This window comes from Adhaeribacter rhizoryzae, from assembly GCF_008629685.1.
Classification (GTDB): Bacteria; Bacteroidota; Bacteroidia; order Cytophagales; family Hymenobacteraceae; genus Adhaeribacter; species Adhaeribacter rhizoryzae.
Genome location: NZ_VWSF01000023.1, coordinates 1 through 23052, shown reverse-complemented (window position 1 = coordinate 23052; position 23052 = coordinate 1). Strand labels below are relative to the sequence as shown.

Genomic DNA, 23052 nt, shown 5'->3' with positions numbered 1-23052 from the left:
TTACCCCCACACGCCTATGTACAAAAGAAGAAATTTCCTTAAAAACGTAACAGCACTTGCGGCTGCAGGAATGCTTTCAGAGAACAATGTATTAGGTGCTGCCAGTGCTCCTAGGCAAAAGAAAATCGGGATTCAGACTTATTCTATTCGCCTCCAGTTGAAGCAAGACATGGTAGGTTCGTTAACAGCCCTGAAGAAAATTGGCTTCTCGCATGTAGAACTGTATGGCTATGAACAGCAGGACAAAAAAGGTTCTGTTCTTGGCTATTCGTTAAAAGATTACCGAAAGTTGTTAGACGACATTGGTCTGGAACCAACCAGTTCTCATCTGGAGCCGCCGCTGAAAAGCCTTTACAAATTTGGTGATGGCGGAGGAACCGGTAAAGGAGAGCGCAGCATCCAGATTGAAACCTATACCCGGGAAAATACCAAGGCTATACTTGAATTCTGGAAAAGGGCTATAGCCGATCATCAGGAGCTAGGTGTGCCGGTAATGGTGCAGCCTGCTATGCCCCTCATAAACACGCTGGATGATGCTAAACTGGTTTGCGATATTTTTAATCAAACCGGGCAACTAGCCAAAGAGGCCAAAATGCGGTGGGGCTACCATAACCATAGTCAGGAATTTAAACGGATTGGGGCAAAGCGCGGTGAAGATTGGTCGCCGGAAATGGAAATTACCCAGAACAGTTACCCCAGCGAAATTTTCTATGATTTTCTCTTGACCAATACTGAGCCCAGCCTGGTATTCTTTGAAATGGATGTGTATTGGGCAGTAATGGGCCAGTGTGATCCCGTTGTTTATTTCCGGCGGTACCCGGGGCGCTTTCCCTTCCTGCACATCAAAGACAGAGACGTTCTGGGCTCGACTGGATTTATGAATTTCGAAAACATTTTTACGGTTGGTTATGCTACCGGAGGCTTAGAAAAATATTATGTAGAGTTGGAATACCCTAACCCGGCCACCAGTGCATCTCCTTCACAACTAGAATCAGTCAGGAAGTCTTACGATTATGTGGCTAAAGCAGCATTTGTGAAATAGCGCCTGATAAGGTAATCTCTTGGGAGCAACTTTGGCTATAATTATTTTGATGGGTTCCCATCTTAGGCCTTTTTTCCGGTAAGTTTAATATTCTTTAATAAAGCTTACCGAAAAGAAGATAGCCCAGGTTCTCACCTAAGGATTAATTATTTTCAAAAGTAATATCCTTGAAATATAATATAGAGAAGGTTTTCAGAAATAATGGCCTACCAGGTTATAATACTCAATAGTATAAAGGCTATTCCATATAAAAAATTAAATTAATTCCGCCCGACGCCGTCAAAGGAGAGCCTTCTCTTACCTTCGCGAATGACTTGTTTAATTCTCTTTTTCTTCTATAAAATACTGAAAGAAGGCTTTGGCAAAATCGGAGGCCAGCAAGTTTTTGTTAAGGTTGGAACGCAAGGGATTAAAGAAGCCGATGCCCGGTATTGGTTGCACCACGTGGTAAAAGGGCCGGCTTAAATCCTGAGAATTGGCCAGCACAATAAAGGTAAGCGCTTGCTCCGGAACCCGGATAAATAAAGCCGAGTAGCCGGTCCACCAACCTGTATGCCACGCCACCTTTACGCCTTTATAATTTTTCACGTACCAGCCCAGTCCGTATTGAATTTCTTTTCCTTTAGGGGTTACAAAAGGTGTAAATACCTTTTCCCAGGTTTGGGGCAGCAAAAATTGTTGTTCATCTAAGGCATTGGCGTAAACGGCCAGGTCTGCTACACTGCTCATCAGGCCGGCCGCCGGACCAAAACCATAAGTATATTGCACGGGAACCAGTTGCTTTTTCTGCCAATCATAAGGTTTGGCTACTTTGGTTTTAAAAACTTCCGGGTTGTAACCGGTTAATTTAAAATTAATGCTATCGTCTGTACTCGGAACGGTATTTTGTAAGCCAAGCGGCCGGATAATATTTTGCAGCAATATTTCGCCAAACGGTTGGCCCGCCGCCTTTTCTATTACCAAGCCTAAACGGTTATACCAGTCTCCGTTGTAGCGGAAGGTGTAGCCTGGTTTAAACGCATTCAGGGAATTACCCATGGCCGTATGCGTGAGCAAATGCTTTACTTTAATCCGTTCATCGCTGCCCCAGCGGGCGCCTAAATTAATATTGTATTTGGCAATTGGATCATCCAAACTTACTTTACCCTTTTCTACTTGCTGCATCAGCAAAATAGAACCAAAAGTTTTGGTTACCGAAGCAATTTGATATACGGTATGTTCGTCGGGTATAATTTTTTGCGCCACATCTGCATAGCCAAAGCCTTTCTGCCAGGCCAATTGTTTATCTTTTACAATACCAACCGATAAACCTGGAATATGATGTTGCTGGCGTAAGTTTTCTATTTCTTTCTCAAACGCAGCTAACCTGGCTTGGGTCCAAATATTACTATTAGCCAAAATAGGCTTTTTACCGGGCTGAGTTTGGCCGTATACATTTAAAAGCGGGTATACCAAAAGGATTAAAATAAAGCGTAATTGATTCATCTTTATTTTTAAAACAGGTTCGGCTTTGTTAGGTACTTCATACACCCTGAAATACAACAACTTAGTACAAGCTAATATAGGCAGAATTTATTTATCTTCTACCCTAGAATTAATAACTAATGTTAAGCAATAGGTAGGGCAAAATTAAATTTAGGTATCCAGAATGACAAAAGTGGGTTACTTGAACTATATTATTTAAATTTTTGCGTAACATCAGTTACTAAGGTAAAAAGGAAATATTTTCTTAAACTGAGAGTATTTTTTACAAGCAAAAAGCCCTTCCTTAAAATTATTAAGGAAGGGCTAAAACAAGCTACTTAGGGTTAAAAACTCAAAACTACTTGGTTACCTTCTCGCCTTGCGGCTCTTTAGCACCGGCCGGGTTAGAACCTTGTAAGCTTAATATATAACTGCTCACTTCCAGTATCTGGTCTTTAGAGAGTTTGCCATTCCAGGCTACCATGCCTTTTTCGGTTATCCCAAATTTGATGGTTTTAAATATTTCGTTTACCTCACCACCGTGCAGCCAGTACTCGTCGGTTAAGTTAGGGCCAATTTTACCTTCGGCTTCCTGGCCGTGGCAGGCCGCGCAGTTTTGCAGGTAAGCAGTTTTCCCTTTTTCCAAAGCGCCAGCATCGGTTAACACTTTATAATCGGTTTTTTCGTTGATGCTACCTTCTTCGGTGGGCGGGTGCAACAGGGCAGCAGTTTGCATTTCGGCTTCGTATTCAGCATCCTGTAATTTACCGCCCATTACGTGGTAGTTAACTACGTACACCAAACTAAAAACCACCGTTGCGTAAAATAAATATCTCCACCAAGGCGGCAAGTCGTTGTCGAACTCATGGATGCCGTCGTAATCGTGGCCTTCCATAATAATGTTCTTGTCTTTCTTAACAAAAAGCTGGCCCTCGCCCTGGAACATGGCTACCAAACGGGCCATGAACGAATTTTGGTACGCTGGCTTCTCGTAAACTTTAGCCAGCAGCGGGGAAACCTGCTTTAAAATAATCAGGCCAAACCCCAGTATTACCAATAATAAAATAAGCGCAAAAGACACCAGCACCAGCAAAATAGGATCTATCGCCTGCAAATTAAATTCAGGTGCCGGAACCGAAGCCGCCGCCGTGGCTTTGTTATCTGTTGCCGGGGCAGCGGCCTCAGCCGGAGCAGCTTCGCCGGGGTTAGCCAGGTAGGCTACTACCGAAGTTACTTGCTCTTCGGAAAGGCTGCCTTCGAAAGCCGGCATTTGGGTTTTGTTGAATTTCTCGAACAAAGCCACCGCCTCTTTATCGCCGCTCTGGATTAATTTAGTTGAGTTTTTAATAAAGTTCTTCACCCAGGCTTCGTCGCGGCGCTCGGTTACGCCTTTCAAAGCCGGCCCAACTACCTGGGCATCCAGGCTATGGCAGGCAGCGCAATTATCGGTAAATACTTTTTTTCCGGCAGCTACATGGTCCTGGGCAAGGCCCGGCAAGGATACGGCAAATGCTGCCGCCAGCACAAAGTTTTTAAATTGATTGGTAAGTGTTTTCATGACCGGTAAACTCCTTCTTTTGGCAGTGAATCTTCATCGTTCTGGAGCGGCAGTTCGCTCATGTTTTTCACCAGATTTTTATCTACCAGAATCACGTACAGAATCAGGCAAAGGAAGAACCCGAAGAAGATGGCAAAGGAAATAATGGGGTATATTTCGATGCCGGCTATGGATTGCAGAATATTTTTATACATGGTTTTTTATTAGTTTAAAGGGGTTCGGGGTAACGCTTCAGGAAATTTAATTTTCAAGGTTTCCTCCTGGTTTTACCCAGGAGGAGCCTCATTCAAAAAACTAAAACTTACCTTTTGCTTTTTCTATTTTTCTGCTACTTCTTCTTTGGCTTTAATGTCGGTACCCAGGCGTTGCAAGTAAGCAATTAAAGCCACTATTTCTTTTTCGGGTTTAACTTCGATGCCTTCTTTCCCGAGTTCGGCGGCAATTTCTTTCGCTTGCGTCATCAGGTGGTCGTTGGCATTTTTCTCGTACTGTTCCGAGTATGGTACACCCATCCGGCGCATCGCATGAATTTTATCCGAGGTGTCCGAAATATCCAGGTCTTTCTCGGCTAACCAGGGGTACGGCGGCATAATAGAACCCGGCGACATGGTGGTAGGGTCTATCATGTGGTTGTAGTGCCAGGAGTGCGGATACTTACCTCCTACCCGGTGCACATCCGGACCAGTACGTTTAGAACCCCACAGGAACGGCCGGTCGTACACGAATTCACCGGCTTTAGAATATTCGCCGTAACGTTCGGTTTCGGAGCGGAACGGACGCACCATTTGCGAGTGACAGTTGTTACAGCCTTCTTTGATATACACGTCGCGGCCTTGTAATTCCAAAGAAGTATAAGGTTTCACGCTGCTGATGGTAGGCACATTAGACTCAATCAGGAAAGTCGGAATCATCTCGATTAAACCACCAATCAGGATGGCTACGGTTGCCCAAACGGCTAACTGAATCGGACGACGCTCAATCCAACGGTGCCAGTGGCCATCTAATTTGGCGCCTTTCGGCAATTTCTGAATTGGGGCAGCATGGGCTACTTCGTCGGCTAATAATTCGCCCTGACGAACAGTTTTGAACAGGTTGTAGGCCATTACAAAGGCACCCAGCAAATACATGGCACCACCAATACCGCGCAAATAATACATCGGGATAATCTGGAACACCGTTTCGAGGAAGTTCGGGTATTGCAGCGTACCTTCGGCGGTAAACTGTTTCCACATTAAACCTTGGGTAAAGCCGGCCCAGTACATAGGAATAGCGTAGAACAGGATACCCAGCGTACCTAACCAGAAGTGGGTATTAGCGAGTTTATTGGAGTACAATTTGGTTTGGAAAATGCGCGGGATTAACCAGTACAGCACGCCAAAAGTTAAGAAACCGTTCCAGCCCAATGTACCTACGTGTACGTGCGCTACAATCCAGTCGGTGAAGTGCGCAATGGCGTTTACATTTTTCAAAGACAGCATGGGACCTTCGAATACGGCCATCCCGTAAGTTGTAATCGCTACCACCATAAATTTCAGCACCGGGCTTTCGGCTACTTTGTCCCAGGCACCGCGCAGGGTTAATAAACCGTTAATCATACCACCCCAGCTGGGTGCCAGCAACATAATCGAGAAAACTACGCCTAAAGATTGTGCCCAGTCGGGTAAGGCAGTATATAACAAGTGGTGCGGACCAGCCCAGATGTAAATAAATATCAGCGCCCAGAAGTGAATAATAGATAAGCGGTACGAATACACCGGGCGGTTAGCCGCTTTGGGCAAAAAGTAATACATCAGGCCCAGGTAAGGCGTGGTTAAAAAGAAAGCCACCGCGTTGTGGCCGTACCACCACTGCACCAATGCATCCTGCACCCCCGCATAACCCGAATAACTTTTCAGGAAAGACACCGGAATCTCGAATGAATTAACCAGGTGCAGCACCGCTACCGTTAAGAACGTAGAAATAAAGAACCAAATAGCTACGTACAAATGGCGTTCGCGGCGTTGTAAAATGGTCCCGAACATGTTCCAGCCAAATATTACCCAGATTACCGTAATGGCAATATCAATGGGCCATTCCAGTTCAGCGTATTCTTTGGAAGTGGTAAAACCCAGGGGCAGCGTAATAGCCGCGGCCACAATAATAAGCTGCCAGCCCCAGAAGTGAATTTTGCTCAGTAAATCGGAATACATCCGGGTTTTACACAAACGTTGCAGCGCGTAATAAACGCCCATAAAAATACCGTTGCCCACAAACGCAAAAATGGCCGCGTTGGTGTGCAATGGCCTTATCCGCCCAAAGGTGGTGTATTCGGTGCCCATGTTCATGGCCGGGTTGGCCAACTGGAACGCCACAATAACCCCCACCAGCATGGCCACCAAGCCCCAACCCACGGAGGCAAAGGCAAAGTTGCGGACTATTTTGTTGTCGTAGTAAAAGGAATCCACGGCCGGTGCGCCCGGCGGAACTACTTTCTTTTCTTTTGGTAATGTTTCGAGTAACATAAGTGCTCTTTTGAATTTTTACGGTTCAAAATTCGCCAGAAAGCACTGGGAGAAAGATGACGTAGGTCATTTCTGGGGCTGATTGTTGTCAGGGAGGGGTGATGGGGAATAGTTGGTTTCTACCTAAATTTTCTGGAACGTTAGGATAATTAAGCTTTCATCAAGCTAGTTTAACCTTAGATAGACGAATGAAATATTAATTCTTGACTTTTGTTCTGTTAAATAAAACCTAACTATATTGTCACTTACTTTTTAGCTAGGAATATTGGCGGTATATACACAAAGGGTGTATATATTCTGCAGTTGAGCAAAATCTTTAAAATTGAACTACGATCCTAAAATCATAGATGATTATATCAAATCATTAGAGTATTACTACTTTCAAGATTTCTGTGACAGGCTGTTAATTACCCTCTATCCTGAGGACTACACGCCCGTTCGGGCAGGAGGAAGAAAAGGAGATATGAAAAATGATGGATACTGCTATGTTTCTCGCATTTTCTTTCAAGCTCATGCCACCAGAGGAGAAAGTGCAAAGCTTACAAAAAATAAAATCGAAGAAGACTTAATTGGATGTTTAGCAAATTGGGATGATGTACTTAAATTTGTTTATATCACAAATGACACCCTAATTGGTGAAGTAGAAAATTTTGTTGACGCGTTAAGAAAGAAGTATAAGAAAATTGCAATTGAGACCTGGGGACACAAACGACTTGCTTCTAAAATTAAATGTCTAAGTCATAATGAAATAGAGTATATTATAGACAGAAAATTTTTACCAGAAATCTCATTTTTAAATAGTGAGGTGATTGGGGCTAAGTTTTTAATAACTAGCGAATTTAGCATCATAAAAGAAATATCTCAGAACAACCTATCTCATTTCCCATTCGAAAACCCACTCTTATTTGAGAATAGAACTCTCAAATTCTTACGTTCTATAATTGGAAAACAACAATACAGACATACTGAAATAGAGAAATCCTTAGTAATCGACAAAGAACATTATCTCATTGAGTTCCCTGACGCTAAATCTATACCAAACGATGAAGATGAATACCAGTTCTTCTATCATAGACGAACTCCTAATCGTGAAGAGATAAAATTAACGTTAAAATCAGACAATATCTCACAATTTCTCCTGAAAAATAGGATATCTGAAAATAGAATAAGCGAAATTAGAACTTGTTATGAAAGTGAATGTGCAGGGGCAGAAAATTTTCAAGAGCTGTTTATTGTTCGGCCATTATATGCTCAATTCTTAGTTCTAAAGAATATTTCTAATTCACCTATACGGCTTAAATCTTTAGAGTCTATCGCTAATGATGGAGTCCTTTATAAAAAAGAGAATTTAGAGGTAAATGAATTTACTAATTTCCCTAAGTTCCTGATTGAACCTGGTCAAAATATCATAATCCCAATCGGCTTGTTCCTAAGTGAGTTTAAGGAATTATCAGAATCAAATAGTGACCTAGTTTCTTATACTTACGTCCCTAATCAAGTTCAGCATTTAAAACTAGGTGCATTAGAAGAAAGCCCAAATATTGAATTCATTGGCCCAAGCTTTATCCCCAAAAAAATAATTATAGAAAATAAAAATCAGGAGATTACTTCTTTAATTCACGACTTCTCGTTTGGTAATATTTATTGGCTAAATAGGCATTGGCTATTTGGTAGTTGCCCACACTTATTTTTTGTTAAAAACGGTAAGCTAAAGTACCAAGGAGAAATATTTAATGTACTCCCAAATCAGTTTAATAAAGAATACATAAAAGTACCAGATGGCGTTTTTGAGGTAATTGTAGCTGAGTTAGAACAAGAAGTTACACTTATTAATCAAGTCATTGTGAACGGCAACATTCATGATTCTGAAATAGTACTTAAAGAAGGAGAGTTTTATTCCATAAATGTTTTTTCAAATGATAATATTGAACTTATAGGTAAATATATTTTAAATGGTTTATCAAGTGGAATACTGCCAAAAAATAAAAAGAGTGAATTAATAGAGAAATTTAAAAAAACCAGACTAATCATTTGAAATAAAACACTGGACAGACTATGGTTTCCCTAAGTCTCATGTTTTTAACAAACTTAGTCTCGGTATAATATCAAGTAGCACTAAATACTATAGTTTTTATACATAAGACCTATAAAGGTTAGGAGGTTAAAACATATACTTTCATGAAGTTAACAGAACAAATAGCGATGCACTTCCGGGAAATTCATTTTGGCGGAAACTGGACTGACGTAAACCTGAAAGACAGCCTGGCCGAGGTAGATTGGCAACAAGCCACCACCAAGGTTTATGATTTAAACACCATTGCGGCCCTGGTTTTTCATGTTAATTATTATGTGAGTGCCGTCTTGAAGGTGTTACAAGGCGAACCGCTAAATGCCAAAGATAAATATAGTTTTGACCTGTCGCCCATCCAGTCGCAGGAAGATTGGGAAGCTTTATTAAATAAAACCTGGAATGATGCGGAAAAATTTGCCACGTTGGTGCAAGCTTTACCCGAAAGTAAACTTTGGGAAACTTTTACCGAGGAACAGTATGGTAATTATTACCGGAATATTCACGGGGTTATCGAACATACTCACTACCACCTGGGGCAAATTGTGCTGTTAAAAAAAATATTAGCTCAGCAAGCTGAAACAAATAACGTTAGGGAGAACAACTAAAGATTAAAAAAAACTGGCTGGTCAAAAGACACAGCCAGGGCAGAATGTAGCATACACAACAAACTTAACAGCAAACTTAAATTAACGGCTTGCTAGTAAGCCAAATAATAGCTTTTGCTGCTTCAATTAATAGCCTTTACTTCTTCGATTTTGTTTTTGCAGGTTCTTCTTTCACCAGTTTCGGCATTAGCCAGGCATCTGCTTTTTCGTATTGCTCGGGGTAAGTCCAGTGGCCGGTTTCGGGTACTACAAATAAATCTTTGGGCGCTTTTGTTACATTGTAAGCCGAATAATACGAGGTTGGCGGACAAGTTTCGTCGTTGTAACCCCAGGAATAAAAACCGGGCACTTTTACATAGCGGGCAAAATTTACCACATCGTAGTAGCCTACCGTATTAATTTTATCGGGTGTTTCGTGTACGCGGTTATTATTTTCGGCGAATAAATGCGGCCAGCCGCCAGCGCGGCCGTTCAGGTAACCGGTCATATCGGATAAAGCGGGGTAAAAAGCCACCAAATATTTAATGCGATTATCGAGCGCGGCCGTTACAATAGATAAAGCGCCGCCCTGGCTGCCGCCCATTACACTCATTTGGTTATTATTTACCTGGGGCAAACTCGCCAGAAAATCTACGGCCCGCACACAGTTTAAATAAACGCGCTTGTAATAATACCGGTCTTTGTTTTCGAGGTTAAACGCCGGGTAGTTGCTTAAAGCCCCCGCCGACAAGTTGTTGTAAACATCCTGGGGCATATCTACCGGAATGCCGTGGATGCCAATCTGGAAGGTAACTACGCCTTTTTCGGCATGGCCTATATCGCCGCCATAAGGCCGGATACCCGCGCCCGGCACCTGTAGCAAGGCGGGATATTTGCCTTCTTTTTTCGGTACGCACAAAATGCCATACAACCGCGATTTACCAAAGCCTTGCAAATTTACGTGGTACACATTTACGTTTTCGGTGCAGCGCTCGGGCATTAAGGTCATGCGAGCATCCATGGGAACAGCGGCTAAATCGGCTTTGCCCTTTTCCCAGAACTGCGAAAAATCGGCGGGCAATTTTACGGTTGGTTGAATATTCATGGGGTCAAAGGCGGCGGTACCCAGGCCTTTGTATTCTTTGCCGTCTAAAGTCGCAAAAACGTCGCAGCGTAAAAAGCCGGCGGCCGGCATGGTGCCGCCATCTAATAATGCTTCGCCGTTGGTGAGCTGCAAGGTGCCCGTTTTTACAGGCTTCATTTTTTCGGGCATAATATTATATCGCACCGTGGCAGTTGGCACCGGCACCCCCGATTGCGTAACCGCTACCCGAAATTTAACCGGTTCGCCGGGTTTGTACAGCCAGTTAGAATGGTCGGGCGTAACCTGCACCTGAATGTAACTTTTCTGAATCTGACCGAAACCTACCTGGGCCGACAAGAGCAGGAGCAAACTCATCAACAGAAACCGCGAAGGCAGCAGCATATTTTTTTTTAGCATGTGGTGGTATGTAATTAATTAAATATTTAGATATAGGCCTTAATGATAAGGATTTTAGGTTAAGGATGTAAGCAATTCGGCAAAAAATTTAAAGCAGCCACTATTTTTGCCAAATAAACCGGTTGGTTATGTACCTTCGGGCGCTAAGTTTTAAATAATGAATGTACATTACGAAATAGCTACCCCGGCGCATCTATCTGCCTTGCTGGATTTGCAGGAAGCATTTTACGCCATCGACCATTACCCGTTTAACCACCCCAAAGCCGAAGGCGTAATGCGGCACTTTTTGCAAACGCCGGCATTGGGCATTATTTGGGTAATTAAACCCGCGCCGGAAGCTGAAGCCATAGGTTACCTGGCTTTTACTTTTTGTTACAGTTTTGAATTTGGCGGTAAGATTGCTTTTCTGGATGAATTTTATTTGAAAGAAAATTTTCGCGGCCGGGGTTTGGGTACGCAAATATTAAGCTACGCCCTGGAGCAAGCAAAAGCACTTGGCCTGCAAGTTTTACACCTCGAAGCCGAACGCCACAACCAAGCCGGTAAAGCCCTTTACCACAAATTCGGCTTCCGCGACCACGACCGCCATTTAATGACCAAGGTTATAAATTCAGAACAGGAAAAAGAAAAATAATAAATATTAAAAGTTTCTCCTAAACTTAGTAATTGCTGTTAAAACAGGAAAGAAGAAGCTAAGTTGGTTCAATTTTGTCATTCAGGAGGAAACTATTTGGCCTATTCAAGGTAGGTTGCTACTATGGTTAAAGGCAACTACTTTGTATACATTACAACAAACCCGAAAAGGACTGTTTTGTATACAGGTATAATTAATAATTTACAAACCAGGCTACAACAACATTTCAATAATTAAGGCGAAGCCAACACATTTGCCGGTAAGTTCTACTGTTATAAATTAGTTTATTACGAAAGATTCCGTGATGTAAATATGGCAATTGAGCGAGAAAAGGAAATTAAAGATATGAGCCGGGAAAAGAAAATAGAATTGATAAAATAATGAATCCGTATTTTGATTTCCTGGTAGCCAGCGGCCATGAATAGGCCAAATAGGTTCCTCCCGGAATCCTTGGATTCCCAGAATGACAAGAGAGACCTATTTAACAGAAAACATTACCTAAAAGAAAGCTTCTTAACAACCAAAAAATATTCATGCCAACACCTTCTTTAGACCTTGCTCCTATTACCCGCCACTTACGCGCCATGGCTGGTTCCCGCATTTTAATTGCTGCTGTCCATCATATTCCGGTTTTTGAAGCGTTGCAAAACGGGCCGCTTTCCTTTACAGATTTAGCGCAGCAATTAGGTTTAAAAGAACGGCCGGCTATGGTTGTATTTCCGGCGCTGTGTGCCATGGAAATGCTGGCTTATAATTCTGAAGGTAACTTAACCTTAACACCGCTGGGGCAATATTTAACCCAAAACCAGCAACCCAACCTGATTGGTTATACCGGCTTAGAAAAAAACGACCCGGGCGTGCTGGCCTTAACCCAATTCTTACGCCACGACGGGCCAACCGATACCACACACGGCGTAACTTACGTAAAAGACGGCGACGCGCCTTCGCCAATGGATGACCCGGAAGCCGCCCGCTTCCTGACTTTAGCTTTAGCTGGCCGGGCCGAATATTTAGCGCCGGTCGTAGCTGAAAAACTAACTCAAAGCAACGGGCATTTACTGGATGTAGCGGCCGGAACCGGCTTTTATACCTACGAGTGGCTGCTGGCCAATCCCGAAGCAACTGCCACGGTTTTCGACCGGCCCGAAGTGCTGAAAGTAGCCCAGGAACTATTGAATACATTTTGCCAAAGCGGCCGGAACAACGCGGCGGGTGTACGCGAGCGGGTTAAATTTATGGCCGGCGATATGCTGCACGATGAACTGCCCCAAACTGATTTACTTTTAGCCGCCAGCCTCTTCCACGATTGGCCCACCGAAACCTGTATTAGCTTAACGCAAAAGTTTGCCAAAGCTTTAAAACCCGGCGGCGAGTTGTGGGTACACGATGCTTTTCTGAACGATACTTTAGACGGGCCCTTGGCGGCGACCGATTATTCGGTAATGCTTTTCACCGGCACCAAAGGCCGTATTTACAGCCGCCAGGAGCATCGTGCGTGGTTTACCCAAGCCGTTTTAATTCCTGCCAGAGAAAATATTCCTACCCTGCTCGACTATAATTTAATTTCGGCCCGTAAACCTGAATAATGAATATTGTAGCTTAACATGGAAGAACAAAAGAATAACCCCCTGCACGGTAAAACCCTGGAAGCAATTTTGGTTTACTTAGTAAATTATTACGGCTGGGACGAGTTGGGTCATAAAATTAGGATAAACAGCTTTAACCACGAACCAAGCGTAAAATCGAGTTTACAGTTTTTACGCAAAACGCCCTGGGCCCGCCAAAAGGTAGAAACGCTCTACCTGAAAACAATACGGCAACAAAACCGAACTACCGGCTAAACCAAAGTAAACCGCTTCAACCGGGCTGCGTAGTATATATAAATAAGCTATATTTATAGCACAAACCGGCATCAATTATGAAAAACATACTGGTCCCCACCGATTTTTCTGATAACGCGGCTAATGCGCTTGCTTATGCCGTTCAACTAGCCCGGTTCGCGCAAGGCCAAATTATTCTTTTTCATAATGCGGAGTTACCAATTAATTATGCCGGTGCTAATATTTATGCTGCCGGCGCCGGCGATATTGGCATAGGCGCTACCCCTTTGTACCCGGGCGTTGGTTTTCCGGAGCCCGAAATGGAACGGATGCAACAGGAAAAATTAAACAGCTTAGCCGAACAAATACTGCAGGACAGGCAATTTCACATTCCGGTTAAAACCGTTTTTAAATATGGTTCTTTAACCGGCAATATAGCCGACCTGGTGCGGGAAGAGCAAGTTGATTTAATAATAATGGGTACGAAAGGCGCTAATTCGTTTCTGGACCGCCTGGTTGGCACCAACACCGCTTCGGTTATAAAAGAAACCCACGGCGTACCGGTGCTAGCTATTCCGTCCGAAGCCCGTTTTACCGCGCCCCACCGCATTGTATTTGCCGCCGACCTCGAAAACGAAACCGCAATATACCTAAACCAGTTACTAACTTTTGCCCAACCTTTTGGGGCTCAAATTACGCTGGTGCATATTGTTAGCCAAAACAAACCCGAACTTATAAACGAAGAATTAATTTTATCGGAATTGCGCACCCGCTTTCCGGAGCATCAGTTGCAATTAGTAAAACGCACCGGCGAAACCGTAGCCCAGGGTTTAGAAAATTATTTAAAAGAGCATCCGGCAGATTTACTGGCGGTAGGCATTCACACGCATGGCTTTTGGTATTCGCTTTTTCACAGCAGTGTTACCGAGGAGTTGGTTTTCCATGCCGCCCTGCCCTTACTAGCCTTACCCGAAAAACCAATTGCAAGGGTTTAGTTACAGTTGTAAGGGTTTAGTTAAACAATAAAGCAAATTATTATTCTAAGGAATTCACCCCTGTCATTCAGGAGGAACCTATTTAGCAGGTAGCCAAATAGTTTCCTCCTGAATGACAGATATGAATTACTTAAACCACTTATTGATATACTTGTAGAATATCAGTTATTTATCGTTACGCGAAGGTTCTAATCCGGTAAAGTTAAATATTGGGGTGGTACCAAAAAGCCGGGTTTTTAACTTAAAACTAAAAAATTGTTTTAAGTTGAAAACCCAGCCTAAGCAATTTTATTCTTCAAAAAAATCTACCTTACCGTTATCTACATCGTACAATCCGCCCACAATTTTAATCTGGCCATCCTGTACCAGTTCCGCAATAATCGGGCTCTCTTCCTTAATTTTCTGAATAGTTAAGTGCACGTTTATTTCGGTTACGTTTTTTACAAACTCCGGATTTTTGCCGTGTCTATCGGTTTGGGTGGTAGTTTCGTGTTCTATGGCCGGTTTAACTTTATCTAAAAGCTGGGTGAGGTTGCCCAGTTTTACATCGTTGCAGGCCCCTACAATAGCACCGCATTTGGTATGGCCCAGCACTACTATAATTTTGGTATTTACTACTTTGGTCGCAAACTCCATGCTCCCCAAAATATCTTCGTTTAATACATTACCGGCCACCCGGATACTGAAAATATCGCCTAAACCCTGGTCAAAAATAAGCTCGGCGGAAGTCCGGGAATCCATACAGCTCAGAATAGTAGCAAAAGGAAATTGTCCGTCGCGGGTTTCGTTTACCTGCTGCAACAGGTTGCGGTTGGCGCGCAAGTTCTGCACAAAACGGGCGTTTCCTTCCTGTAAATATTTAAAAGCTGTTTCGGGACTAAGCTTACTTTGATTTTCTTTCGAATGTACGTACATGGGCTGTTATTTTCGTTTAATAAAATTTATAAAAGATTAAAAAATATTAGTTCTGGCTGGTTCGGGCTAATATTGTTCCCGATGTATTAAGGGGCTGTTAATGAAAAATATTCTGCAAATAACAGGCACTTTTTCTTTACCTTACTTAAGTGGTTTTAAACCAACCTGACTGTTTTGTTTTAAATTTTTCTTTTTATTTTTAATTTACTGGTTCTCTTTAATTGGCTGCGAATATAGAACCAGCTTATTAAAATGAAATTAAAAGTAAAAATTTAAGTAACAACTTTTCCGAGGATTGTACACAGGCAGGCTGCCAACTTAAATAATTACTTGGAAGAATTTTCCGGCGCCAGAACAGGTAGCCTCCTAAATCCGGAGGCAGGTTTAAAAGCAAATATTATTTCACATCTTCTATATATTTATAGCTATATTTTCCGTATAACAAGACCAACTAACTAAACCCATATACCCCCACAAGAACATGCACTTTCGTATTTTGTTTGCCTTACTAATTTTAATAAGTTTCTTCAGTCGGCCTGCGCTGGCGCAGCAAAAGCTTAAAACCGAAAACGTCATTTTAATAACGCTCGATGGTTTTAGATGGCGCGAACTTTTTACCGGGGCTGATGCCGATTTAATCCGGGATAAAGATTATGTGGAGGACCGGGACGCTTTAAAAAAATTATTCTGGGACGATGACTTACTCGTGCGCCGGCAAAAATTACTGCCGTTTATTTGGGGTACATTGGCCAAAGAAGGCCAGCTTTACGGAAATCGCCAGCACCAGAATTTGGTAAACGTAAGCAATCAGCACCGTTTTTCTTACCCCGGCTATAGCGAAATATTAACCGGCTTCGCCGACGATGAACGCATTAACAGCAACGATAAAAAAGATAATCCGAACCGGACGGTGCTGGAATTTATTAACGAGCAAAAAGGCTTCCGGAAAAAAGTAGCGGCCTTTGGTTCCTGGGATGTTTTTCCGTTTATAATTAATGCCAAGCGGTCTGGTATACCAGTAAACGCTGGTTTTGCTACGGCCGAAGACTTGCGCCTGACCGACCGGGAAAAGTTTCTGAACCAATTGCAAACCCAAATACCCAGCCCCTGGGGTAGTGTGCGCCTGGATGCCTTTACCCACCATTACGCGCTGGAATATTTAAAGAAAAACAGCCCGCGTTTGGTGTACATTGCCTACGGCGAAACTGACGATTTTGCCCACGGTGGCCACTACGATGCGTATCTGAAATCGGCGCACCAAACCGATGCGTTTATAAAAGACCTCTGGACCTGGGTGCAGCGCTCGCCCAAATACAAAAACAAAACGACCTTACTTATTACCACCGACCACGGCCGCGGCAATGGCAACGGAACCTGGCGCAACCACGGGGCCAACGTTGCCGAAGCCGACCAAACCTGGTTTATGGTAATTGGTCCGGATACCCCCGCTTTTGGCGAAATGAAACAACCACAGCAACATTATACCAACCAGGTAGCAAAAACAGTGGCTACTTTATTAGGCATAAATTATCTGGCAGAAAGGCCCGTTGGTGAAATAATCAGCAGCGCCCTGACACCGGAAAATTTAACGGCTACGAATAAATAATGTGATAATAATATTAAGCAGATCCTGCGCTTAAGTGTACTTTATCTGTCATCCTGAGCTTGTCGAAGGATCTATAACAGCAATGTAAAGTGAAATTTAGCTATTTCGACAAGCTCAAGATGATGGCAATATTTTAAGCGCAGTACCCAAATAATAATGATATAATATTTTAAAAAGCGGTTTAAACAATCCACTCCTGCCATTTAGGAGGAAACTATGAGCAGGTAGCCAAATAGTTTCCTCTGGAATTCTATGAATTCTCCTGAATGACATGGGTGGATTGCTTTATTCTAAAAATATTTGTCTTTTAATATTTATTTAAGGGGTAATAATAACTTTACTTTTGGTATGATGAGACTCGATTTGCCGGAAGGCTTCCTGGGTTTGGTCGAGGGAGAAGGTTTTACTTACCGGTACTTTTAACTGTCCGGCATCTGCCAGCTCCTACAAAATAGTTAACTGCGCAGAATTAGGCTCTACAAAAACGTACTCAAAATTTAAATCGGGCGGCAGGTTTTCGCCCCGGTTTAAAATAGAAACCAGTTTGCCACCTGCTTTAAGGGCGGGTAAACTTTGCTGCAAGGTTTCGCCGCTGGCGCAGTCAAATATTAAATCAACGCCGTCCGGCAATATTTCTTTTACGGCTTCGGCTATTAGGTCATTGTTATAATCCAGGGTATGGTCGGCGCCCAGGCTGCACATGTGGTCGTGGTTTTTGCGGGTGGCTACCCCAATTACAGTTGCGCCTTTGGCTTTAGCCAGTTGAATTCCCAAAGAACCAACCCCGCCCGAAGCGCCCAATATTAAAACCGATTGATTGGCCTGCAAATTTCCGGCATCGAACAAAGATTGATAGGCTGTTAAGCCAACCAGCGGAATGCCGGCGGCTTCTTCCCAAGTAATTTGCTGCGGCCGCAAGGCCAGGTAACTTTCCGGAATAACCAGGTACTCGGCAAAGGTACCGTTCTGCACCATGGGTCGGCGGGCGTAAGCATAAACTTCATCGCCGGGCTTAAACCGGCGGGCACTATAACCCCGGTCTACCACCACACCGGCAACATCCCAACCCGGTATAGCCGGAAAAATCACCGGAATAAAAGAATTTAAATATCCTTCCCGCACGGCGGCATCTACCGGGTTAATACCGGCTGCTTTTACCTGCACCAGTACTTCGCCTTCTTTTAATTCCGGCACGGGCAAACTACCCACCTTAATCTTCTCTAACGAACCAAATTCTTCGAAATAGGCCGCTTTTGTTATTTTTGCCATTATCTAAGCTGTATAAGTGTAATTAAATTCAGAATATTATTTATTACCGCTTAAACGCAATTTGGTTTAGAAAAGAAGTTGCAAAGGCTAAAGCAAAAGCTTAGAAACTGTAGAAATCTTCTATTTGAATATCCTGGGTATACGGCTCCAGAATGGCCATCGGGTTTACCGAACTATGAAAAGAACCAATAATTTCGAGATTTGGCTTTTCCCATAATTCTACAAAAAAATTATTTAAGGTATAAAGGGTAATATGCCAGTCTTTATGGTTTCGTTGGGCAACCACCGTTCCTTTATTGGTTAAAACTTCTACCTGGCTCCAGGAAGGAAGCCGGTTAAATAAGGGATATTCTATCATTTAATTAATGCGTGTCGGCTTTATATTTTAGGTAATAAACTAATTCTATAGGGGTTCGGTTCGGGTAAGCCAGCTTTGCTACAGGTTTCCTTTAAAAGTAAAAACTTAAATTTAAAAATTGTAATATTTAAATTGCTATGTTTGTATATGAGCTTACAGCAGATAAATAGTTTCGCCGAATTTCAGCAGTTTGAAGGCGCTGAACTGGGTGTTTCGGAATACCACACCATTACCCAGGAACAAATAAACAAATTTGCCGATGCTACCTTGGATCATCAATGGATTCATCTGGATCAGGAACGGGCTAAAGCAGAAACGCCGTTCGGGAATACCATAGCCCACGGTTATTTAACGGTTTCGCTGCTGCCGTACCTTTGGGGGCAAATTGTAGCCATTGGCAACTTAAAAATGCAGGTAAATTATGGCATTGAAGAATTGCGGTTTAACCAAGCTGTAACGGTAAATAGCCAGGTGCGTTTGCGGGCCAAATTAATTTCGCTGAAAAATTTACGCGGTATTGCCAAAGCCCAACTTGAGGTTAACATGGAAATTAAAGACCAGCCCAAACCCGCTTTTACCGGCATTATAACCTTCCTTTACCATTTCAATAGTTAAAAAAACTTGTGTTAGTTCTATGGCGCGGATATACTTCCGGGCCTTACCTGCTATATATTTTTAAGCTTTTAACCGCTATCTTAAAAGGAGCTAAGGTTTATTTAAATATTATCCTCCTACCCGGCTATTCAAAGTTTTCTCTTTAGAAAAAATAAAAGCACGGCAGTAAATCCGTGCCAGAGAAAGGAAGTTTATAGCGGACCTAATATTTCTATCTAAAATATTCCCAGAATTTTCCGGCGGTAAATACGCTTTAAGTCGTTTTCGAATAAGGTATACGGGTCCTGGTAGAATTTTATAAAATTGGGTACGCTGCTATGGCCCGGGTATGGCGCATAATAATGGGTAGAACTGCGGGTATCGTTGCGCCAGACCAGCACATAAGCCAAACGCATTTTATGCGATTGCATAGCCTTTAAAAGCGTATTCGTCCACCAGGTTGTATCCGGAATTGATTCCAGACCAGTTTCGGTAAAAGCCGCCAGTTTGCCAGCTTTCAGGGCATAATCCGAAACAATTTTGAGTTTGCGGGCGCCTGTTTCAATGTCGTAGCGGTCACGGCCGTAATCGGCGTAGTTGTCCATGCCCACCATGTCTACCCATTCATCGCCGGGGTAACGTTCCAGAAATTCTTCTTCGGAATTAAACCTATTATCCGGCGAAAAAGCATAAATAAAATTGTGTACTTGCAGGCTGTCGCGGAGGTAAGTTACGGTAAAGCGCCATAAACTTTTAAATTCATCGGCCGAAGTATGGGGTTTGCCCCACCAGAACCAGCCCCCATCGAACTCGTGGTAAGGCCGGAAAATCAGGGGTACCAATTTGCCATCCTTACCCCGGATGCTGTGGGCCCACTCCCCGATACCGCGCAATATTTCTTTGTATTGCGCGTGGGCTTCGCCGCCCGGAATAATATATTTAACGGCTGGCAGCGAAACCGAATCTTTCCAGTAAAATCCACCGCCCGATACCGGATTAGAAAAATGCCAGGCGACAGTGGTTACGCCGCCCCGGTTATAAGTATCTATTACGTTTTGGCGCAGATTGTCTTTTGCGCGTTTAATAGCTTCCGGTGGTCGGCCCGAAAAGCCGCTTAAATCTACTCCTACTACGGCCGGATGCGAGCCGGTAACCGATTTTACATCTGAACGGTTTTTGTCGCCGGACCAACCGTGCCCGTACTCGGTGGCATGCTGGTGCCCAAACAAGGTGTGCTTATCAGATAATTTAAGCAGGTTGCGGTACAAGTTTTTGGTTTGGCGGGTAGCCTTCGCATCAATGGGCTTGTTTTTTTGGCCCTGCACCGCTTGCCCTGCCAACAGCAGGATTGCAAATAATAAGAGTTTGTTTCGCACTAGTTGGTTCTATGCTTCTGAAAGGAATATATATTGGCAATTTACATTCAGTGCTGAATTTTTCACAATAATAATTGGCAGAAACAATTCTTAACCTATCACATCTGCTGCGCTTTTAAATATTACCATCTTCGTCCGGAACAAAATTAATTTCGGCATCAGCCTTAAATGCCACATACACCCGCACCCAGGGTTGGTCATCAATCAAACGCCATTTATGCCCGGAACCAGTCGTGTCCATGGCAATCAGCACGTTACCAGGCCGCAGGATGAATTTTTCGCCGGTAAAAGTTTCGAATTCCAGCGTACCCGATAGCGTAACTACGTACTGCGTGGTCGGAGCCGGATGCCAGTCGTAGGTACCATGCGGCGGCGTCGTTTTAAACCTTACCGAAACCGCGTCGGTTAAATAATCTTCTGTTACCGAACCGTATGCAACCTTGGTATGTCTGTCCGGACCGGTGTAAATTTTAATGGCTTTAATCATTGTAATTAATTTAAAAACAGGTACAAACTTAAGAAACAAGCAAGTAAAGTTGTTACAAGTACGCTCCTTAGTTGGCCTCGCCGGTTTATTCTTTATTAACTATTTTACCTAATAGCCTTAGGCGGGGTTATCTCCAATTTATTTAATCTTTCGTATATACCTATTGGCTAATTTAAAATGCTTTTGGTTAAGTATAATATGAATAGAATAAAGCTGTTTTGGCTGGGAATTTGGCTATTAGTTGGTTGCGATAATTATCCGCAGGACCCGGATAAAACCCTGGAAAAAGTACGTAATGGCACCTTAGTAGTGGGTTATACCGAAAATCCGCCCTGGGTAATAAACACCCCACAAGAACCAACCGGCATCGAAGCCCAGTTAGTAAAAGAATTTGCAGCCGAACTAAATGCCCGGGTACAATGGCAAAACGATTCGGAACAAGACTTATTTGAGCGCCTGGAAAAGAAAGAGTTGCACCTGGTTATTGGTGGCCTCACGGCTAAAAACGAATGGAAAAAGAAAATATCTTTTTCCAAGCCTTACCTGGAAAAGGAAAAAAAGAAGTATGTAATGGCCGTTCTAAAAGGCGAAAACGCTTTTGTGCTGCAACTGGAAAAATATTTACACCTGCAAAAAGAAAAACTTAAAAAAATTACCACTCCGTGAAACCAATCGAAAATTTTGAATATCCGCCGGAACTGCAAAAGGACTTTGAAAAAGCCAAAAAGCTGGAATGGATAACCATTTTTCACCTCCTTTCTACTGTAGTGTTAATGTACCTGACCATGGGCAATTCGCAGGCCATGAAAACGGCCTGGTTCGAAGATTTGCTTAGCCTTACGCCCTCGGTTTCATTTTTAATTGCTTCTAAAATATTCTACCGGAAACCTACGAATGAATTTCCGTATGGGTACCACCGGGTTGTGAGCATTGCGTATTTGTGTAGTTCGCTGGCGCTTTTTACCGTTGGCGCCTTCCTGATTACCGACTCTCTCATGACCTTAATCATGCAGGAACGCCCCACTATTGGCATGGTTACCTTATTTGGCAAATCGTTCTGGCTGGGTTATCTAATGATTGCGGCTTTGCTGTACAGTTCTGTTCCGGCGGTAATATTAGGCCGTATAAAGTTACCCCTGGCTGAAAAATTACACGAAAAAAACCTCTACACCGATGCCGAAATGAACAAAGCCGACTGGATGACGGCTTTTGCAGCCATTGTGGGTATTCTGGCTATTGGTTTTGGTTTATGGTGGGCCGATGCCGCCGCCGCCGCTTTAATATCGCTGGATATATTGCACGATGGTTACAAGAATTTAAAACAAGCCGTGGTAGACCTGATGAACCAGGAACCCAAAACCGTTAATAACCAGGAAACCGACCCCTTGCTGCATTTAGTACGGGAGCACCTGGCCCGAAAAACCTGGGTGCGGGATGTAAGAATAAGGTTACGGGAAGAAGGCCATATTTATATGGGCGAAGCTTTTATAGTACCCGCCGAAGATATTAACCTTACCCAGAACATGATAGAGGCGGCCCAAGAAATTAAAAATATTAACTGGCAACTGCACGAAGTAGTGCTTACCCCGGTTAAAGAACTCCCGGAATAAAAATAAATATTTGTCCTGTAAATGCGCTGTAAAGGCTTTTGTATTCTTGTTTTAATAATAAACCTGCTATTTTCAGCTTGCCACCAACCCGAGCCAGTGGCTTTTAGCGCAAAAGTTGGCATGAAAAAGAAAGAAGTAGTAAAAATATTGGTCAAGCCCTGATACAGTGGTGGCTACGTGGCTTCGGTTGAACCAACCGCAGCATACACCCCGCAACGGGACCGCTTTCTGTTATTTTGGGTTTATCCCGACAGCAGTTTAATTGTTTTTAAACGCGATAGGGTTTTTGAGATTTACGGCAATGTCAGGCCCTATAAACAACGGTTAATACAACAAGCCAAAGGGCGCCGCACCCAAAAATCAACCGCAGCTTTAGACTCGATAAGTAATAAGTAATACCAATTCATATACTCATTATTCCATAGGAGGGCTGTTCAGGCATTATTTTAAAATTAAGGTTCTTTGCTGTGCGCTCAAGATGCTTTGTTATGCTGTGGTACTTTTGCAGTCTGTTTCGCTTTTGCCGGAGCTGCTTTTCTGCTGAAGTAGCTTAACCCTTCCGCCCTCCGGGCACCTTCCCTAAATTAGGGCTACGATTAGGACACAAATTTTTGGGCCAGGGTCCACCCGTGCAAGATATGCTGGAAGTAATTCCAACCGCGCAAAA

At 43.2% G+C, this 23052-nt stretch carries 21 protein-coding genes and 1 pseudogene; 12 read left to right on the top strand and 10 right to left on the bottom strand.

The annotated features are described in order from the left end of the window. Positions 1-16 precede the first annotated feature (16 nt). Positions 17-1042, top strand: coding sequence for a sugar phosphate isomerase/epimerase family protein (locus F0145_RS21260; protein ID WP_223816186.1), 1026 nt, complete (start codon positions 17-19; stop codon positions 1040-1042). 318 nt (positions 1043-1360) lie between these two features. Here the strand turns inward: F0145_RS21260 and F0145_RS21255 are convergent, their stop codons facing one another. From F0145_RS21255 to ccoN, 4 genes are all read right to left on the bottom strand, one after another. Further along, complete coding sequence (locus F0145_RS21255) at positions 1361-2527, bottom strand: serine hydrolase domain-containing protein (protein WP_150091763.1); 1167 nt, start codon at positions 2525-2527, stop codon at positions 1361-1363. A gap of 337 nt (positions 2528-2864) precedes the next feature. Beyond that, a complete protein-coding gene (locus F0145_RS21250; RefSeq protein ID WP_150091761.1) occupies positions 2865-4064 on the bottom strand; it encodes a c-type cytochrome in 1200 nt (399 codons plus the stop codon). After that, on the bottom strand, positions 4061-4258 hold the full coding sequence (locus tag F0145_RS21245) for a hypothetical protein (protein WP_150091759.1): 198 nt from the start codon (positions 4256-4258) through the stop codon (positions 4061-4063). Before F0145_RS21245 ends, F0145_RS21250 begins: the two co-directional genes overlap by 4 nt. A gap of 123 nt (positions 4259-4381) precedes the next feature. After that, on the bottom strand, positions 4382-6565 hold the full coding sequence (gene ccoN / locus F0145_RS21240) for a cytochrome-c oxidase, cbb3-type subunit I (RefSeq protein ID WP_150091757.1): 2184 nt from the start codon (positions 6563-6565) through the stop codon (positions 4382-4384). 322 nt (positions 6566-6887) lie between these two features. Here ccoN and F0145_RS21235 point away from each other — a divergent pair, with 322 nt between their 5' ends. Both F0145_RS21235 and F0145_RS21230 read left to right on the top strand, forming a co-directional pair. Beyond that, entirely contained in the window at positions 6888-8600 is a 1713-nt protein-coding gene (locus F0145_RS21235; protein ID WP_150091755.1) for a hypothetical protein, read from the top strand. Positions 8601-8743: 143 nt separating this feature from the next. Next, positions 8744-9241, top strand: a complete 498-nt coding sequence (locus tag F0145_RS21230; protein WP_150091753.1) for a DinB family protein — start codon at positions 8744-8746, stop codon at positions 9239-9241. Positions 9242-9377: 136 nt separating this feature from the next. Here the strand turns inward: F0145_RS21230 and F0145_RS21225 are convergent, their stop codons facing one another. After that, positions 9378-10721: an acetylxylan esterase gene (locus F0145_RS21225; protein WP_150091751.1), complete on the bottom strand. Its 1344-nt coding sequence runs from the start codon at positions 10719-10721 to the stop codon at positions 9378-9380. 157 nt (positions 10722-10878) lie between these two features. On the opposite strand from F0145_RS21225, the gene F0145_RS21220 reads away from it, so the two are divergent. The 5 genes from F0145_RS21220 to F0145_RS21200 all read left to right on the top strand — a co-directional run bounded on the left by F0145_RS21220 (position 10879) and on the right by F0145_RS21200 (position 14170). Next, positions 10879-11355 (top strand): GNAT family N-acetyltransferase, encoded by a 477-nt coding sequence (locus tag F0145_RS21220; protein ID WP_150091748.1) that lies wholly within the window; start codon positions 10879-10881, stop codon positions 11353-11355. A 123-nt stretch (positions 11356-11478) separates the two neighbouring features. Next, entirely contained in the window at positions 11479-11592 is a 114-nt protein-coding gene (locus F0145_RS26950) for a GIY-YIG nuclease family protein (RefSeq protein WP_317133200.1), read from the top strand. Between the two features lie 296 nt (positions 11593-11888). Continuing rightward, on the top strand, positions 11889-12941 hold the full coding sequence (locus F0145_RS21210; protein WP_150091746.1) for a methyltransferase: 1053 nt from the start codon (positions 11889-11891) through the stop codon (positions 12939-12941). 18 nt (positions 12942-12959) lie between these two features. After that, positions 12960-13196 carry a VF530 family protein gene (locus tag F0145_RS21205; RefSeq protein WP_150091744.1) on the top strand — a complete coding sequence of 79 codons (237 nt, stop codon included), beginning with the start codon at positions 12960-12962 and terminating at the stop codon, positions 13194-13196. A gap of 77 nt (positions 13197-13273) precedes the next feature. Next, positions 13274-14170, top strand: a complete 897-nt coding sequence (locus F0145_RS21200) for a universal stress protein (RefSeq protein ID WP_150091742.1) — start codon at positions 13274-13276, stop codon at positions 14168-14170. A gap of 288 nt (positions 14171-14458) precedes the next feature. On the opposite strand, the gene F0145_RS21195 is transcribed toward F0145_RS21200, so the two are convergent. Beyond that, on the bottom strand, positions 14459-15085 hold the full coding sequence (locus F0145_RS21195) for a carbonic anhydrase family protein (protein ID WP_150091739.1): 627 nt from the start codon (positions 15083-15085) through the stop codon (positions 14459-14461). Positions 15086-15566: 481 nt separating this feature from the next. On the opposite strand from F0145_RS21195, the gene F0145_RS21190 reads away from it, so the two are divergent. Then, positions 15567-16691, top strand: a complete 1125-nt coding sequence (locus F0145_RS21190) for a sulfatase-like hydrolase/transferase (protein WP_150091737.1) — start codon at positions 15567-15569, stop codon at positions 16689-16691. A 318-nt stretch (positions 16692-17009) separates the two neighbouring features. On the opposite strand, the pseudogene F0145_RS21185 reads toward F0145_RS21190, so the two are convergent. Together F0145_RS21185 and F0145_RS21180 are read right to left on the bottom strand one after the other, a co-directional pair. Beyond that, positions 17010-17960: pseudogene (locus F0145_RS21185) on the bottom strand (NADP-dependent oxidoreductase). Between the two features lie 100 nt (positions 17961-18060). Next, positions 18061-18318, bottom strand: a complete 258-nt coding sequence (locus tag F0145_RS21180; RefSeq protein ID WP_150091735.1) for a hypothetical protein — start codon at positions 18316-18318, stop codon at positions 18061-18063. 147 nt (positions 18319-18465) lie between these two features. Between F0145_RS21180 and F0145_RS21175 the strand changes: the two genes are divergently transcribed. After that, positions 18466-18933, top strand: coding sequence for a MaoC family dehydratase (locus F0145_RS21175; protein WP_150091733.1), 468 nt, complete (start codon positions 18466-18468; stop codon positions 18931-18933). A gap of 215 nt (positions 18934-19148) precedes the next feature. On the opposite strand, the gene F0145_RS21170 is transcribed toward F0145_RS21175, so the two are convergent. Together F0145_RS21170 and F0145_RS21165 are read right to left on the bottom strand one after the other, a co-directional pair. After that, complete coding sequence (locus F0145_RS21170; protein WP_150091731.1) at positions 19149-20288, bottom strand: glycoside hydrolase family 26 protein; 1140 nt, start codon at positions 20286-20288, stop codon at positions 19149-19151. A 115-nt stretch (positions 20289-20403) separates the two neighbouring features. Continuing rightward, entirely contained in the window at positions 20404-20775 is a 372-nt protein-coding gene (locus tag F0145_RS21165; protein ID WP_150091729.1) for a cupin domain-containing protein, read from the bottom strand. A gap of 198 nt (positions 20776-20973) precedes the next feature. On the opposite strand from F0145_RS21165, the gene F0145_RS21160 reads away from it, so the two are divergent. Both F0145_RS21160 and F0145_RS21155 read left to right on the top strand, forming a co-directional pair. Continuing rightward, a complete protein-coding gene (locus F0145_RS21160) occupies positions 20974-21441 on the top strand; it encodes a transporter substrate-binding domain-containing protein (RefSeq protein WP_190277612.1) in 468 nt (155 codons plus the stop codon). Further along, the gene (locus F0145_RS21155; protein WP_150091725.1) at positions 21438-22385 is read left to right on the top strand and encodes a cation transporter; all 948 of its coding nucleotides are present in this window, start codon (positions 21438-21440) and stop codon (positions 22383-22385) included. Before F0145_RS21160 ends, F0145_RS21155 begins: the two co-directional genes overlap by 4 nt. Positions 22386-23052 lie beyond the last annotated feature (667 nt).